14 protein-coding genes are annotated in these 14,639 nt (G+C 62.4%); 5 read left to right on the top strand and 9 right to left on the bottom strand.

From position 1 onward, the window contains the following. Window positions 1–83: 83 nt before the first annotated feature. From rplI to rpsF, 3 genes are all read right to left on the bottom strand, one after another. A complete protein-coding gene (gene rplI / locus ACODTY_RS12305; RefSeq protein ID WP_488994550.1) occupies window positions 84–662 on the bottom strand; it encodes a 50S ribosomal protein L9 in 579 nt (192 codons plus the stop codon). Between the two features lie 205 nt (window positions 663–867). Then, entirely contained in the window at window positions 868–1,116 is a 249-nt protein-coding gene (gene rpsR, locus ACODTY_RS12300; RefSeq protein WP_024923879.1) for a 30S ribosomal protein S18, read from the bottom strand. Beyond that, window positions 1,116–1,601 (bottom strand): 30S ribosomal protein S6, encoded by a 486-nt coding sequence (gene rpsF / locus ACODTY_RS12295; RefSeq protein WP_488994549.1) that lies wholly within the window; start codon window positions 1,599–1,601, stop codon window positions 1,116–1,118. Before rpsF ends, rpsR begins: the two co-directional genes overlap by 1 nt. 479 nt (window positions 1,602–2,080) lie before the next feature. Here rpsF and ACODTY_RS12290 point away from each other — a divergent pair, with 479 nt between their 5' ends. Together ACODTY_RS12290 and ACODTY_RS12285 are read left to right on the top strand one after the other, a co-directional pair. Next, window positions 2,081–3,241 carry an iron-containing alcohol dehydrogenase gene (locus ACODTY_RS12290; protein WP_488994606.1) on the top strand — a complete coding sequence of 387 codons (1,161 nt, stop codon included), beginning with the start codon at window positions 2,081–2,083 and terminating at the stop codon, window positions 3,239–3,241. 4 nt (window positions 3,242–3,245) lie between these two features. Further along, on the top strand, window positions 3,246–3,680 hold the full coding sequence (locus tag ACODTY_RS12285; RefSeq protein WP_488994548.1) for an acyl-CoA thioesterase: 435 nt from the start codon (window positions 3,246–3,248) through the stop codon (window positions 3,678–3,680). Here ACODTY_RS12285 and ACODTY_RS12280 read toward each other — a convergent pair. The 5 genes from ACODTY_RS12280 to topA form a co-directional block, all read right to left on the bottom strand. Next, window positions 3,677–4,858, bottom strand: coding sequence for an MFS transporter (locus tag ACODTY_RS12280; RefSeq protein ID WP_488994547.1), 1,182 nt, complete (start codon window positions 4,856–4,858; stop codon window positions 3,677–3,679). The two genes, ACODTY_RS12285 and ACODTY_RS12280, sit on opposite strands and share 4 nt — an antisense overlap. 129 nt (window positions 4,859–4,987) lie before the next feature. Continuing rightward, window positions 4,988–5,728 carry an NUDIX hydrolase gene (locus ACODTY_RS12275; RefSeq protein WP_488994546.1) on the bottom strand — a complete coding sequence of 247 codons (741 nt, stop codon included), beginning with the start codon at window positions 5,726–5,728 and terminating at the stop codon, window positions 4,988–4,990. A 94-nt stretch (window positions 5,729–5,822) separates the two neighbouring features. Continuing rightward, the gene (locus tag ACODTY_RS12270) at window positions 5,823–6,257 is read right to left on the bottom strand and encodes a DUF983 domain-containing protein (protein WP_488994545.1); all 435 of its coding nucleotides are present in this window, start codon (window positions 6,255–6,257) and stop codon (window positions 5,823–5,825) included. Next, the gene (gene rnr, locus ACODTY_RS12265; protein WP_488994544.1) at window positions 6,257–8,563 is read right to left on the bottom strand and encodes a ribonuclease R; all 2,307 of its coding nucleotides are present in this window, start codon (window positions 8,561–8,563) and stop codon (window positions 6,257–6,259) included. Before rnr ends, ACODTY_RS12270 begins: the two co-directional genes overlap by 1 nt. 5 nt (window positions 8,564–8,568) lie before the next feature. Continuing rightward, window positions 8,569–11,190: a type I DNA topoisomerase gene (gene topA / locus ACODTY_RS12260; RefSeq protein ID WP_488994543.1), complete on the bottom strand. Its 2,622-nt coding sequence runs from the start codon at window positions 11,188–11,190 to the stop codon at window positions 8,569–8,571. 281 nt (window positions 11,191–11,471) lie between these two features. Here topA and ACODTY_RS12255 point away from each other — a divergent pair, with 281 nt between their 5' ends. Further along, entirely contained in the window at window positions 11,472–11,675 is a 204-nt protein-coding gene (locus ACODTY_RS12255; RefSeq protein WP_488994605.1) for a hypothetical protein, read from the top strand. A gap of 57 nt (window positions 11,676–11,732) precedes the next feature. Here ACODTY_RS12255 and ACODTY_RS12250 read toward each other — a convergent pair whose 3' ends face one another. Continuing rightward, a complete protein-coding gene (locus ACODTY_RS12250; RefSeq protein ID WP_488994542.1) occupies window positions 11,733–12,110 on the bottom strand; it encodes a COG4315 family predicted lipoprotein in 378 nt (125 codons plus the stop codon). 179 nt (window positions 12,111–12,289) lie between these two features. On the opposite strand from ACODTY_RS12250, the gene ACODTY_RS12245 reads away from it, so the two are divergent. After that, window positions 12,290–13,036 carry a cytochrome c biogenesis CcdA family protein gene (locus ACODTY_RS12245; protein WP_488994541.1) on the top strand — a complete coding sequence of 249 codons (747 nt, stop codon included), beginning with the start codon at window positions 12,290–12,292 and terminating at the stop codon, window positions 13,034–13,036. A gap of 128 nt (window positions 13,037–13,164) precedes the next feature. Next, window positions 13,165–14,514, top strand: coding sequence for a bifunctional UDP-N-acetylglucosamine diphosphorylase/glucosamine-1-phosphate N-acetyltransferase GlmU (gene glmU, locus ACODTY_RS12240; RefSeq protein ID WP_488994540.1), 1,350 nt, complete (start codon window positions 13,165–13,167; stop codon window positions 14,512–14,514). The last annotated feature ends 125 nt before the right edge of the window (window positions 14,515–14,639 follow it).

Below are 14,639 nucleotides of genomic sequence, written 5' to 3'. Positions count from 1 at the left end.
CGATTTGAAAAGTTCTTTCCTGGCATAAAAAACCCGGGCACGGGGCCCGGGTTCTTGGTCCAGATGTTCAGGGCTGAACTAAATCAGGCTTCCTCGCCCTCGAACTCGGCGTTCGGGTCGAAGAAATTCTCCGGACGGGCGTTGTCGTTGATGTCGTCGCCGTAGATCGCCTCGGCGGTGGTCAGCTCTTCGCCCTGTGCCTGCCGTTCGGCTTCGTCAGCGGAACGTGCGATGTTGAGGGTGATGGTGACCTCGACTTCCGGGTGCAGCGAAATCGCGACGTTGGTCAGGCCGATGGTCTTGATCGGGTGGTTGAGTTCCACCTGGTTGCGGGCAACGGTAAAGCCCTCGGCGGTCAGGATGTCGGCGATGTCGCGGGTCGAGACCGAACCGTAAAGCAGGCCGGTTTCGCCAGCCGAGCGCACGATCACGAAGTTCTTGCCGTCGAGCTTTTCGGAAACCGACTGGGCTTCCGACTTGCGCTCAAGGTTGCGGGCCTCAAGCTGCGCGCGCTGGCCTTCGAACTTCTTCTTGTTGGCTTCGTTGGCGCGCAGGGCCTTGCCCTTGGGCAGAAGGAAATTGCGGGCAAAACCGTCCTTGACCTTGACGGTGTCGCCCATCTGGCCGAGGCGCGAGACGCGTTCGAGAAGGATGACTTCCATGTTCTTGTCCTTTCATGCCCAAAAAGGGCGGAAACGAATAGGAAAGGCAGGAAGCTTTGGCGCGCTGTCGCGCCTTTTTCGCTGTCCTGCCCGATTGCGGCAGTTAGAGGCGGCAAAACCGTCTCAACTCGGGATTTTTTGAATTTCCAGCCGTGCCCGTCACGGTGGAAAGAAGCGGGCGGAGGACCGCCCGCTCCGGAGAGTTTTAGCGTACCACGTAGGGCAGCAGGCCGAGGAAGCGGGCGCGCTTGATCGCCTGGGCGAGTTCACGCTGCTTCTTCTGGCTGACGGCGGTGATGCGCGAAGGCACGATCTTGCCGCGCTCGGAAATGTAGCGCTGCAAAAGACGCACGTCCTTGTAGTCGATCTTGGGCGCATTGGCGCCGGAGAACGGGCAGGTCTTGCGGCGGCGATGGAAGGGGCGCCGGGTCGGGATCTGGTTGATGTCGACCATTATTCTGCACCTCCTTCAAAGCTGCGCGGGGCGCGCGGAGCACGCTCGCCGCCACCATCGCGGTCGAACGAACGGGCCGGGCGGTCGCCACGGTCACGATCGCCGAAGCCGCGCGACGGACGGTCGCCGCGGTCGCCGAAGCTGCCGCGCTCGGAACGCTCTTCGCGCTTCTGCATCATCGCCGAAACGCCTTCTTCGTGCTTCTCGACCTTTACGGTCATGAAGCGCAGAACGTCTTCGGACAGACCCATCTGACGCTCCATTTCGTTGAGCGCTGCCGGAGGGCAGGTGAGGTCCATAAGCGTGTAGTATGCCTTCCGGTTCTTCTTGACCCGGTAGGTGAGGGACTTCAGTCCCCAGTTCTCGACCCGACCAATCGAGCCGCCGCCTGCGGTGATGACGCCCTTGAAACGTTCAACGAGCTCATCGACCTGCTGCTGCGACAGATCCTGCCGGGCAAGAAACACATGTTCGTAAAGAGCCATTTGTCTTGCCTTTCTTCGTTTCTCTCCCGGACCCCGGCGGCTAAAGCCTCTGCAACTTCTCTTGACCCGTTGAAGCGGGGAAGAAAGGAGCATTTCGAGACGGTCGAGAGCGGAGACACGGGAGGCAAAAGCGCTTCTGGCTTCCTGACGCAGGTTCAAATAAACCTACGGCCCTCCGTTCAGCCCCCAGCCAGGACCGGCAGATTGCGGGCGTCTATACAGGAAACTGGCCGGATGACAAGCCTCGGACGCCGATCTTGGCCCGTCAGGTCCGAATTCTCAGGCATGTCAGTCTAAAGAAGGGGTTCCGAAGGAGCAAACGGGCCTGTTCCAACATTGCCCGCCTGCATCGTCGCTCTGTAAGGTATCGGCGCTGTCCGGCTCTCCGCAAGAGGTTGCGCAGGGCGGCATTTGCGATCCGCAGTGCAGGCCAGATTTGATCTGGAACGGCACGCACCGATACCGATGGAATGACTGAAATGACCCCCTTCACCTTCGCAACAACGCCTTTCGTCGTTTTCGAGGCTGGTGCGTCGAAGCGCCTCGGCAAGCTTGCGGGCATGAAGCTTGGCGCGCGCGTGCTGCTCGTCACCGATCCTGGCCTGCGCAAGCTGGGCCTTTGCGATAACGCCATACGTTCGCTGGAAGGGGAGGGTGCGAAAGTAACCGTTTTCGACACGGTCGAGGCCGATCCATCGCTGGCGACGCTCAACAAGGCGGTCGAGGCAGGCCGCGCGGCGTCTATCACGGGCGTCGTCGGCTTCGGCGGCGGATCATCGCTCGACGTCGCCAAGCTCACGGCATTGCTCGTCGGTTCGGGCGAGGCGCTCGATGAAGCCTGGGGCGTTGCCAATGCCAAGGGGCCGCGCCTGCCGCTGGCGCTTGTCCCCACCACCGCCGGCACTGGCTCCGAAGTCACGCCCGTCTCCATCATCACCGTGGGCGAGGAAGAAAAGCGGGGTGTGTCGTCACCGGTCATCCTGCCGGATATCGCGGTGCTGGACGCTGAACTGACGCTCGGCCTGCCGCCGGCGATCACTGCTGCAACGGGCGTTGACGCCATGGTGCATGCGATCGAATCCTACGCTTCGACCAATGCCAACAACAACCCGCTGTCGAAGATGCTGGCCCGGCAGGCGCTGCAATTGCTGGGCGCAAACATCGAAACCGCCGTCAACAATGGCAAGGATATCGCCGCCCGCGACGCCATGCTCCTGGGGTCGATGCTGGCCGGGCAGGCCTTCGCCAACTCGCCGGTCGCTGCCGTGCATGCGCTGGCCTATCCCATCGGCGGCACGTTTCATGTGCCGCACGGCCTGTCGAACGCGCTCGTCCTGCCGCATGTGCTGCGCTTCAATGCACCGCAGGCGGCCCATCTTTATGCCGAGATCGCGGCCGATGCGTTCCCGAAACTGGATGCAGGCGAGGGTGCGCAGGGGTGCTGCGCCGCCTTCATCGAGGAACTGGCGGCATTGTCGAAGCGGCTTGGCCTGCCGGCGCGCCTGCGCGATGTCGGCATCGGCGAAGAACATCTCGCCAAAATGGCGTCGGATGCCATGAAGCAGACCAGGCTACTGGTCAACAATCCGCGTCCGCTTGCCGAGGCCGACGCGCTGACGATCTACAAGGCGGCGTGGTGAGGCCATGAGCGAACGCACGCCACCTTCCACGCGCGACGCCTACAAGGTGTTCCGCACCATCCCGACCCGCTGGCTCGACAACGACGTCTACGGCCACATGAACAACTCTGTTCACTACACGCTGTTCGACACGACGGTGAATTGCTGGCTGATCGAAAACGGTCTGCTCGACATTCACGGCGGCGATCGCATCGGTCTGGTGGTCGAAACCGGCTGCCGCTACTTCGCGGAAATGGGCTATCCGGACACGATCATTTCGGGTCTGCGGGTGGGAAAGCTCGGCTCGTCGTCGGTGCGTTACGAGATCGCCCTGTTTCGCAATGACGATCAACGTGCGGCAGCCGAGGGCTTTTTCGTCCACGTTTATGTGGATCGCACGACGCGGCGGCCGAACCCTATTGGCGACAGGCTGCGCGCAGCGCTGGGGCAGATTATCTAGCCTTTGGAAGCCTTCAGGATCATGCGGCCGATGGCCAGCACCATGTAGCCACCGAAGAAGGCTGCAAGCGACCAGCCGAAACCGGATGGTCCCGCCAGATCCATGCCGATGCCGATGGCCTGCGGCCCAAGCACCATGCCGATGCCGTAGCACAGGACGAAAGCGGCGTTGGCTGAGGCAAGTTCATGGCCGGACAATTGCGAGCCGAGATGGGCAAGGCCGACCGTATAGAGCGCTGCCACGACCCCACCCCAGACGAACAGCAGGCCCGCCATCAGGTGCCAGTTTTGCGCAAACAGCGGCATGAACACGGTTCCGAGCAAGCCGACAGTCGCGCACAGGAGCAGGATGTAACGGCGGTCCCGGACCCTGTCGCTGATCATGCCGATCGGGATTTGCAAAAGCACGTTGCCAAGACCGATCATGGTTAGAAGCAGCGCTGCGTCCGCTTCCGAATAACCGATACGGTTGCCGTAGACTGGAAACAGCGCAAAGCCGCCGGTTTCGACCGCGCCGAACACCAGCACGGCCGCCGTCGCGGTCGGCACCAGCCAGATGTAGCGCAGAAAGCCGGCATGGTCCTCGTGCGGCGAGATGACGGGGCTTTCGTTGCGTGCTGCCAGAACCGGGATCGCCGCCAGCGTGACCAGCACGATGGTGACGCCAAAGGGCATGAAGCCGGTGCTGCCGAGTTGTGCGAAAAGCCACGGACCCGCGGCAAAACCCAGCGACAAGACGGTTGCATAGATGCCGAGCACGAGGCCGCGCCGATGAGGTGGGGCAGACGTGCTGATCCAGAATTCCGACAGGATGAACAGGATGGTGAGCGCCAGATGCAGCATCGCGCGCAGCGGAAACCACATCCAGAATGCCGGCGCGAAATGAAACCCGACAAACGAGAGTGCTCCGATCGCGATCATCGCCAGCATCGTCCAGGCAACGCCGAAGCGTGTCGCCAGCGGCGTTGCAAGCGGTGCGGCGGCAATGGAGGCGACACCCGCGACTGCCGTGTTGAGGCCGATCATCGTGGCGGAGTGGCCGCGTGTTTCGAGAATGACGCTGAGCAGTGGCATGCCGAGGCCGATGGCGATGCCAACCACGCTGATCGAGGAAATGGCCGCGATCATCGGCAGCCAGTGAACGCGCTCCTCGGCCTGGGTCTCAGAATCGGCCGTCATTGCATGGCCATCCGTTCGGCACTGACCTGTCCGAAAACCAGCCGCGCCCGCCTGCTGGAGCAGGTGCGACCTTCGGGGCAGCAAGGGGTGTTTTGAACCACCAAGGCAGGAAATCCGTACTGGAACTGATTAAAGGAAATCGCGGATGAAACGGTTGTGCTGCATGCGATAAAACGGCACCGGCCCGCCGGGTCGCAACAGGGGGTCGTCGGCGAGCCGCTTTTCTATCTCGCCCAGTATGGTGCGGGTAATTGTCGGGACGTCGGTTTCCTTGGCCTCGGCAAGCGGCAGCCAGACCAGTTCTTCAAGCTCGTTGGTTGGCCCGCCGTCAGGCAGTTCCACCGCCACGTCGCTGCGCCAGGCCGCGAGAAAGCGCGTATCGAAGCGCCTGACGCGCCCTGGAGGTGTTATCGCGCGGGCAACGAAACGCACGCTCGCAAGCGATGGCCGAACGCCGTGCGTGACGAACCCTTGCCAGTCGTGCTTGCTGCTGACGAAAGCACCCTTGGTGCCGATCAGCAGGCCCGCTTCCTCGTAAGTCTCGCGGATAGCCGAAAGCGCGATGGCCCGTGCGCGCACCGTACTGGTGCGGCCGGCCCGTGCCGTCAGCTTGGCTTCTTCTGCCGGGTGGAGGGCCGAAGCGACATCAACGCGGCTGTCGGCCGGATCGGTGCGGCCGCCGGGAAACACGAATTTTCCGGGCATGAAGGCGTGGTTGGCGTGACGGCGGCCCATCAGCACCAGCACATCATTTCCCTTGCGGTCGAGCAGAAGCAGTGTCGCTGCGTCGCGCGGGCGCAGCGGGGCAGCCTTGACTTCCATTTCGGCGCTTTCGACCTTGTCGACTTCCGCCCGTGTCAATCCATGCATGTATTCGACCTAGCGGAAACTTGACCGGCATGAAAGAGGCGATCGCCGGTGCACCATTGCGCCAAGCCGGCAATTTTTGCCGGCCGACGGTGCCCTAAAGCTCCGGATGGGTTTCCAGCTGATCGTCCTCACCGCCGAAGCCGTGCATATAGTTCGCCCATTGCAGGCCGATGACAGCGCCCTTGATGGGCTGCAGCAGGCCGAGCGCCATGATCAGCGTCAGCGGCACCCACACCGCAAGATGCTGCCACATCGACCAGGTCGAGGTCATCTCGATGGCCATGAAGCCACCCAGCACGACGTGGCCGACAACGACGATAACCAGATAGGCAGGAAGATCGTCCGAACGGTGATGGTGAAGATCCTCGCCGCACACGTCGCATTTTTCGACCGGCTTGATGAAGGCGCGGAACAGCTTGCCTTCCCCGCAATGCGGGCAGCGGCCGAGAAAACCGCGCCTCATCGCCGCCCACAAGGGCCGTGCCTGCCTGCCGGACTGGTACTCGCCGCCGAAAACCTGTTGTTCCATCATCGTCTCCTGCCGCGCGGGCCCGGTCGATTCTGCGAGGCGCGGGCGCGGCCCTTCGCCTTGTGGAACGAACGCCTGGAGCCCGGCAGCGGTTTTGGTTCGGTCAGCATCTCGAAGCGCATCGCCCCCGCCAGGGGAGCCACTTCCACGAGACGGACCTCGACCCGGTCCGCAAGCTGATAGCCTTTTCCGCTGCGCTCTCCGAAAAGCGAACGCGCCGTTTCGTCGTATATATAGTAGTCGCCACCCAAGGATGACACCGGGATAAAGCCATCTGCGCCGTACTGCGGCAATTGGACAAATAGTCCCGATTTGGTGACGCCGGAAATGCGCGCGTCGAAGCGGTCGTCAACGCGTTCGGCAAGGTAGGCCGCGATCAACCGATCAACCGTATCGCGCTCGGCCGCCATGGCGCGGCGCTCGCTGGCCGAGATCAGCACCGAGATTTCCTCCAGCCGCGCCTCTTCGTCACGCGTCAGCCCGCCTTCGCCGAGGCTGAGCGCGGCAATCAGCGCCCGGTGGACGATGAGGTCCGCATAGCGGCGGATCGGCGATGTGAAATGGGCATAGCGCCTGAGGTTCAGGCCAAAATGGCCGATATTGGTCGGTGAGTATTCGGCCTGGCTCTGCGAGCGCAACACGACTTCGTTGACCAGCGCCTCGTTATCTGCGCCGCGAACGCGCTCCAGTATGCCGTTGAACTGCGAAGGCCGCATCTGCGCGCCGCGCGCCAGCGAGAGGCTGAGCGTTTGCAGGAATTCGCGCAGCGATTCCTGCTTGGCCAGCGATGGCGCGTCGTGAACGCGGTAGATCAGCGCCTGCTTCTTGCCTTCCAGCGTTTCGGCCGCGGCCACATTGGCCTGGATCATGAATTCTTCGATCAATTTGTGCGCGTCGAGGCGCTCCGGCACCACGACCTTGTCGACGGTGCCGTCCTCCTTGAGCAGGATCTTGCGTTCGGGCAGGTCGAGTTCGAGCGGTTCACGCGCATTTCGGCCCCGCTTGAGCACCGCATAAGCGTCCCAAAGCGGCTTCAGCACCGTCTCGAGGATCGGGCCGGTCTTGTCGTCCGGCGCACCGTCGATGGCCGCTTGCGCCTGCGGATAGGCAAGCTTGGCAGCCGATTTCATAAGGATGCGCTGGAAGGAATGCCTGATCTTGCGGCCATCGGCCGAAAAGGTCATGCGAACGGCAATCGCCGGCTTGTCCTCGCCTTCGCGCAGCGAGCACAAATTGTTGGAGATGCGCTCCGGCAGCATCGGCACGACGCGGTCGGGGAAATAGACCGAGTTGCCGCGCTTCAGCGCTTCGCGGTCGAGTGCGGAATTGGGCCGTACATAGGCCGACACATCTGCAATGGCGACGGTGACGATAACGCCGCCGACGTTCTTCTCGTCGCCGTCCGGTTCGGCAAACACGGCGTCGTCATGGTCCTTGGCATCGGCCGGGTCGATGGTGATCAGCGGCAGGCTGCGCCAGTCTTCACGGCTGCCGAGTGTCACCGGCTTCAATGCCTCGGCTTCGGCAATCACGTCTTGCGGGAAGATGTGGGGAATGTCGTGCGCGTGGATGGCGATCATCGAGACCGCCTTTTCGCTGGTCAGCGAACCCAGCACGGAAATCACCTTGGCGCGGGGCAGTCCGTAGCGGTTGGCCCGCGCCGGTTCGACCTCGACCAGGTCGCCGTTCTTGGCGCCGTTCTGGAATTCCTTGTCGACGATCAGTTCCGGTTGGCGGCGCTCGACCGGCTCGATGCGGAAGCTGCCATCCGAGAGCACGCGAAAGGCACCGAGCACGGCGTCGTTGCGCTTCTCGAAAATCTTCATCACCCGCGCCGTGTAGGCCGGGCCGGAAGGATCGTCGGTCGCAAAGGTCTTGGCCAGCACACGGTCGCCTATGCCGGGCGCCACACCGCCGCGCGAGATGCGGATCGCCACCACGGAAGGGTTGCCGTTAACGGAAAGCTCCGTCGGGTGCGCCAGCAGAACCCCGTCGCCATCGCGCCCATAAATATCGAGCACCGCAACGTGCGGCACCGCCCCGGCGCGGGTGAGTCGCTTGCGTTCCTTGGTCAGCAGACCTTCGTCGGCCAGGTCGCGCAACAAATCCTTCAGCCAGATGCGGTCGTCGCCGCGCAGCGAAAACGCCTTGGCGATGTCGCGCTTGCCGGTCCGATCCGGGTTCTCCGCGATGTAGCGCAGGATTTCGTCGCGCGAGGGCCGGTAGGCGTCCTTGTCACCCGTCTTGGGGCGGGTGTCGGCTGTTCGCGGATCGCCATGGCTTCGTCCCGAGATCCTGCGCGCCACGCTGCCTATTCCTTCTTTTTCGCCGCCGTTTTCTTTGCAGCCGTTTTCTTAGCCGCCGGCTTGCCGTTGCCCGCCGCCTTGCGGAACGGCTTCTTGCCGCCCCCGCCCTTGGCTTCCTTTTCGGCTATCAGCGCCAGCGCCTCGTCCATGGTGACGGTTTGCGGGTCCTTGCCCTTCGGCAGCGTCGCATTGACCTTGCCGAAATTGACGTAAGGCCCGTATTTGCCGTCGCGCACGACGATCTTGCCGCCGCCGTCCGGGTGGTCCCCGAGTTCCTTGAGCGCTGCCGGCGTGCCGCCATTGCGACCGCCTTTGCCCTTGGACTGCTTTTCCGCGATCACGGTAACGGCGCGGTTGAGGCCGATTGAGAACACGTCCTCGATCGAGTCGAGATTGGCATAGGTGCCGTCATGCAGCACAAACGGCCCATAGCGGCCAAGGCCGGCGGAAATCATCTTGCCGGTTTCCGGATGCTTGCCGACATCGCGCGGCAGTCCAAGCAGCGCCAGCGCCTTTTCGTGGTCGATGGTCGCCACGCTCCAGCCTTTCGGCAGGCTTGAACGCTTGGCTTCCTTGCCGTCGCCACGCTGCACATAGGGGCCGAAACGGCCGGAGCGCAGGGTAATTTCCTCGGCGGTGTACGGGTCCTTGCCGAGAACCTTGGTGCCGTCATCGGCAGCGCCGTTCTCGCCATTGCCGTTGCCGTTTTCGCCGAGCTGGCGCGTATAGCCGCATTCGGGATAGTTCGAGCAGCCTACGAACGCGCCGTACTTGCCGAGCTTCAGCGACAGGTTGCCGCTGCCGCATTTCGGGCAGATGCGTGGGTTGGAGCCGTCTTCGCGCGCCGGGAACACCAGCGGGGCCAGCTCTTCGTTCAGCGCATCGAGAACGTCGGTAACGCGCAGTTCCTTGATGTCGTCGACGGAGGTCGAGAAGTCTTTCCAGAAGTCGCGCAGCACGTCCTTCCAGGCGAGCTTGCCGTCGGAAATCTCGTCGAGTTTTTCCTCGAGCGATGCCGTGAAGTCGTATTCGACGTATCTCTCGAAGAAGCTTTCCAGGAACGCCGTCACCAGGCGGCCCTTGGCTTCCGGTACCAGCCGGCGCTTGTCGATGACGACGTATTCGCGGTCTTCCAGTGTCTTCAGCGTTGCCGCATAGGTCGAGGGGCGGCCGATGCCGAGCTCTTCCAGCTTCTTGATGAGCGACGCTTCCGAGTAGCGCGGCGGCGGCTCGGTCGTGTGCTGAGTCGCGTTGATCGCCTCGCGGGCCATCTGCTCGCCGGAGCGGATTTCGGGCAGGCGACGGTTTTCCTCGTCTTCGGAATCTTCGTCGCGATGGTCGGTATAGGCCGCGATGAAGCCGTCGAAGCGGATCACCGAGCCGACAGCGCGCAGGCCGGCGGTGCGCTGGCCGTTGACGGCCTCGATCTCGACCGTCGTGCGTTCGATTTCGGCCGGGTTCATCTGGCTGGCGATGGCGCGCTTCCAGACGAGATCGTAAAGGCGGAACTGATCGGCATCGAGATACTGCCTGACCGACGCCGGCGTGCGGAAGAAGTCGGTCGGGCGGATCGCTTCGTGCGCTTCCTGCGCGTTCTTGGCCTTTGCGGAATAGTAGCGCGGCTTTTCGGGCAGGTACTTGTCGCCGAACTCCTTGCCGATGGCGGCGCGGGCTGCCGAAATCGCCTCGGGTGCCATCTGCACGCCGTCGGTTCGCATATAGGTGATGAGACCGGCAGTCTCTCCGCCGATGTCCATGCCTTCATAAAGCTTCTGCGCCACCTGCATGGTGCGGTTGGCCGAAAAGCCAAGGCGCGAAGAGGCGGCCTGCTGCAAGGTAGACGTGGTGAAGGGCGGGGCAGGGTTGCGCTTGGTGGGCTTTGCTTCGACCGACAGGGCACGGAACGTCGCGCCGTCCAGCATCGCCTTGATGCCGTCGGCCTGCTCCTTGTTCTTGATGTCGAGCTTTTGCAGCTTCTTGCCTTCGTAGGCGGTCAGCCGTGCCTCGAAACTCTCCTTGCGAGGCGTGCCGAGAATTGCGGCGATCTGCCAGTATTCCTCGCGCACAAAGCGTTCGATCTCCGACTCACGCTCACAGACGAGACGCAGTGCAACAGACTGCACGCGTCCGGCCGAGCGTGCGCCTGGCAGCTTGCGCCACAGAACCGGCGACAGCGTGAAGCCGACGAGATAGTCGAGCGCGCGCCGGGCCAGGTAGGCATCGACCAGCGGCGCGTCGATCTGGCGCGGATTTGCCATCGCGTCGAGCACGGAATTCTTGGTGATGGCGTTGAAGACGACGCGGCTGACCGGCTTGTCCTTCAACACGCGCTTTTGCTTCAAAACCTCGAGCACGTGCCACGAAATCGCCTCGCCCTCACGATCCGGATCGGTGGCGAGGATCAGGCCGTCTGCGTCCTTGACCGCCTTGGCGATATCGGCAAGCCGCTTGCCTGACGCGGTATCGACCGACCAGGACATGGAGAAGTCTTCATCCGGGCGGACCGAGCCGTCCTTGGCCGGCAGGTCGCGGACATGGCCGAACGAGGCCAGAACCTTGTAGTTCCGCCCCAGATATTTGTTGATTGTTTTCGCTTTGGCCGGCGATTCGACGACGACGACGTCCATTTCTGCCTGTATTTTTCTTGGTGGGGCGGAAGGGAATATGCCGCCACGACACATTTCTTTAAATCGTCCGTCAAATGGCCGTGCTTTTCGGTTCGGTCAAGGGTCATCCCTTAATTTGACCTATATACAACCAAAAGTTGTATAAAAAGAAACATTTGCAATTTAAGATAAGCGATCTAGACTTACCCCACACTCGAAAGGGGCAAATCACTCTCGGGTAGATTGATCTGAATTCGATCGTGCGGTGATGTCGCGCGGCCGGAAAAGGAACTGTTTTCTTGATGCGGCACACTTATACGAGACGGCGCACGGAAACGCTCGATTACATGCAGTCGATGCTCGGCCAGTTGCGCACGATGGCGGAAGCCGAGCGCTGTGACATGCTCGCCTACCTGATCGAGATGGCCTATGTCGAAGCAAGCGACATCATTCGCGGCGAGCGCCCCGCGCGGGTCCAGCAGGATGGTCGCAAGGGCGTTGCATGAAAACGGCTCCGGCCGCCTTTGCGCCCGGAGCCTCAGGTCGAATAGTGAGACCGAATATCAATCCGGCTTGGCGATGTGCCAGACGCCGCCGACGCCGTCGCCGGTCACGTCACCCGCCTTCTGGTCCTTGATGAAGGTGTAGACCGGCTTGCCTTCGTAGGCCCACATCTTGGTGCCGTCGGTGCGGTCGACGAGCGACCATTCGCCTTCGGCCTTGGCGTCGGCCTCTGCCTTCAGGGGCGGCCAGTTGGTGGCGCATTTGTCGTAGCAGTTGGTCTTGCCGGCTTCGTCCTTGTCATAGGTGTAGAGCGTCATGCCCTTGGCATCGGTGAAGATCTTGCTGCCGCCGGCATCGGCTTCCATCCATGCCTGTGCCGCAAAACCTGATGCCGTGCTGAGCAAGAGCGCGGCCAGTCCGACTGTGATCGCCTTCATGTTTCATCTCCCTGGGATCGCTTGAAAGGGTCAATGAGACGCCAGAAGTTGTGCGCCTCGTTACAGGAACGCACCCAAGCCTCACTTTCTTCCCGGGTAGCGGCGACTTGCCACGCAACTGTGACTGGAAGACCGTTCCGCCTGCCGCTATGTGAAGGCCTGCAAGCTGGAACGGCGACATGGCTTTGGACATCGGTTACGTCAGTGCGGTCGGGGCAGGGGCGCTTTCGTTCCTGTCGCCTTGCGTGCTGCCACTTGTCCCGCCCTATCTCTGCTATATGGCCGGTGTCTCGGTCGATGACTTTCGCGGCAATGCCGGTGCGGCTGCCAAGGCCGGTGCGCGCGGCGCGCTGATTGCGGCATCCGTCGCTTTCGTCCTCGGCTTCTCGACCGTATTCGTGGCGCTCGGCGCCGGCGCATCGAGCATCGGTCGCCTGTTGCGCGTTTGGCAGGAGCCGCTGGCGATGGCGGCCGGTGTACTCATCATCATAATGGGCCTGAACTTCCTCGGCGTCCTGCGCATTCCGCTCCTGTCCCGCGAAGCCCGCTTCCAGAGCGAAGGCAAGCCCGCAAGCCTCCTCGCGGCCTATGTCATGGGCCTTGCGTTTGCCTTCGGCTGGACGCCTTGTATCGGCCCGGTGCTGGGGCCTATCCTGACCCTTGCCGGCGGGCGCGAGACGGTCGGCGAGGGCGCGCTGCTGTTGGCGGCCTATTCGCTCGGCCTCGGCATTCCGTTCCTGATCGCCGCCCTGTTTTCGGGCGCATTCATGCGTTTCCTCGGCAAATTCCGCGTTCATCTCGGCCGCGTCGAAAAGGCCATCGGCGCGCTGCTCGTTGTCGCCGGAGTGTTCTTCCTCACTGGCGGCGTACAGGCGGTATCCTACTGGCTGCTCGAGAATTTCCCGGTGCTGGGAAGGCTTGGCTAAAGCACCTGGACCCGCTGAATAAGAGTCAGCCGCTTCGCGATCCTCACCCGAATTTAACCGCATTGGTGCAGCAAGGCGGCGGTGCTACATAGCGCTGATCCGTGCAATTCATTTCCCGGTTATCATCCATGAGCCAACGTACCTGCCTGTCGATCATCCTTGCCGCCGGCGAGGGCACGCGCATGAAAAGCGCTGTCCCGAAGGTGCTGCACAAGATTGCCGGCCTGCCGATGGTCGCGCATGTGGTGAGGGCTGCGCAAACGGCGGGTGCAGGCAATCTCGCGCTGGTGATCGGCCATGGCGCGGACCAGATGCGCGATGCGGCGGCAAAGTTCGCACCGAAAGCCGAAACCTTCGTGCAGGAAAAGCGCCTCGGCACGGCCCACGCCGTGCTGGCTGCCCGCGCGGCAATCGAACGCGGCCACGATGATATCCTCGTCATGTTTGGCGATACGCCGCTGATTGATCCCGGCGCGCTGACCGTCGCCCGCTTGAAGCTTGCCGAAGGTGCCGCGGTGGTTGTCATCGGATTCCGCACCGACAACCCGACCGGCTACGGCAGGTTGATCGAGAAGGGCGGCAAGCTCATAGCCATTCGCGAGGAAAAGGATGCGAGTGCCGAAGAGCGCGCCATTACCTTCTGCAATGGCGGCTTGATGGCGATTGCCGGCAAGCACGCACTGGGGTTGCTGGATACTGTCGGCAATGCCAACGCCAAGGGTGAATATTACCTCACCGACATCGTTGAAATCGCCAGCCAGCGCGGCCTCGATGTCGTCGCCACCGAGGCGACCTTTGAAAATGCACTGGGCATCAACAACCGCGCCGAACTGGCTGCGGCAGAAGCCATCTGGCAAAAGCGCCGTCGCCATGAGGCCATGCTTTCCGGTGTCGCGTTGATCGCACCCGAGACGGTGTATTTCTCTCACGACACAGAAATCGGCGCGGATACGGTGGTCGAGCCCAATGTCTGGTTCGGTCCGGGCGTCACCGTCGAGGGCGGCGCGACCATCCACGCGTTCAGCCATCTGGAAGGCGCTAAGGTCGCGTCGGGCTGTGAAGTCGGCCCGTTCGCCCGTCTGCGGCCCGGTGCCGATCTCAAGATCAAGGCCAAGGTCGGCAATTTCTGCGAGGTCAAGAAGGCCGTGGTAGAGAAGGGCGCGAAGGTCAACCACCTCACCTATATCGGCGACGCGGTGATCGGCGCGGGCGCGAACATTGGTGCCGGCACCATCACCTGCAACTATGACGGCTATTCGAAATTCCTCACAGAAATTGGCGAAAACGCCTTCATCGGTTCGAATTCCTCGCTGGTTGCCCCGGTTTCGATCGGCAACGGCGCTTATGTTGCCTCCGGCAGCGTCATCACCGAAAACGTCCCCGACGATGCGCTGGCGTTTGGCCGCGCCCGCCAGAAGACGATGCCCGGTAAGGCAAAGGAATTGCGCGCCCGCCGCGCCGAAGCTGCGAAAAAGTAAGCAATTCTGCTAACTGGATTGCAACGCCAATCTGGAAACATGATGTGCTGCGGCAATCCAGGTGATTGCTACGTGGCGAAACGCAATGTGATTTTCTCGGATGAACTGCGCTTCCTAAACAGCGC

The organism is Mesorhizobium sp. FG116 (assembly GCF_057809835.1).
Note: the sequence above shows the minus strand (reverse complement) of the source record. Positions and strands in the feature narration are given on the sequence as shown.

Bases quoted from the DNA above. Each gene is read 5' to 3' on its own strand.
- ACODTY_RS12285 (WP_488994548.1), top strand. From the start codon at position 3,246: ATGAGCGAACGCACGCCACCTTCCACGCGCGACGCCTACAAGGTGTTC.
- ACODTY_RS12255 (WP_488994605.1), top strand. From the start codon at position 11,472: ATGCGGCACACTTATACGAGACGGCGCACGGAAACGCTCGATTACATG.
- rpsF (WP_488994549.1), bottom strand. From the start codon at position 1,601: ATGGCTCTTTACGAACATGTGTTTCTTGCCCGGCAGGATCTGTCGCAG.
- ACODTY_RS12280 (WP_488994547.1), bottom strand. From the start codon at position 4,858: ATGACGGCCGATTCTGAGACCCAGGCCGAGGAGCGCGTTCACTGGCTG.
- ACODTY_RS12290 (WP_488994606.1), top strand. From the start codon at position 2,081: ATGACCCCCTTCACCTTCGCAACAACGCCTTTCGTCGTTTTCGAGGCT.
- topA (WP_488994543.1), bottom strand. From the start codon at position 11,190: ATGGACGTCGTCGTCGTCGAATCGCCGGCCAAAGCGAAAACAATCAAC.
- ACODTY_RS12275 (WP_488994546.1), bottom strand. From the start codon at position 5,728: ATGCATGGATTGACACGGGCGGAAGTCGACAAGGTCGAAAGCGCCGAA.
- glmU (WP_488994540.1), top strand. From the start codon at position 13,165: ATGAGCCAACGTACCTGCCTGTCGATCATCCTTGCCGCCGGCGAGGGC.
- ACODTY_RS12245 (WP_488994541.1), top strand. From the start codon at position 12,290: ATGGCTTTGGACATCGGTTACGTCAGTGCGGTCGGGGCAGGGGCGCTT.
- rpsR (WP_024923879.1), bottom strand. From the start codon at position 1,116: ATGGTCGACATCAACCAGATCCCGACCCGGCGCCCCTTCCATCGCCGC.
- ACODTY_RS12250 (WP_488994542.1), bottom strand. From the start codon at position 12,110: ATGAAGGCGATCACAGTCGGACTGGCCGCGCTCTTGCTCAGCACGGCA.
- rplI (WP_488994550.1), bottom strand. From the start codon at position 662: ATGGAAGTCATCCTTCTCGAACGCGTCTCGCGCCTCGGCCAGATGGGC.
- ACODTY_RS12270 (WP_488994545.1), bottom strand. From the start codon at position 6,257: ATGGAACAACAGGTTTTCGGCGGCGAGTACCAGTCCGGCAGGCAGGCA.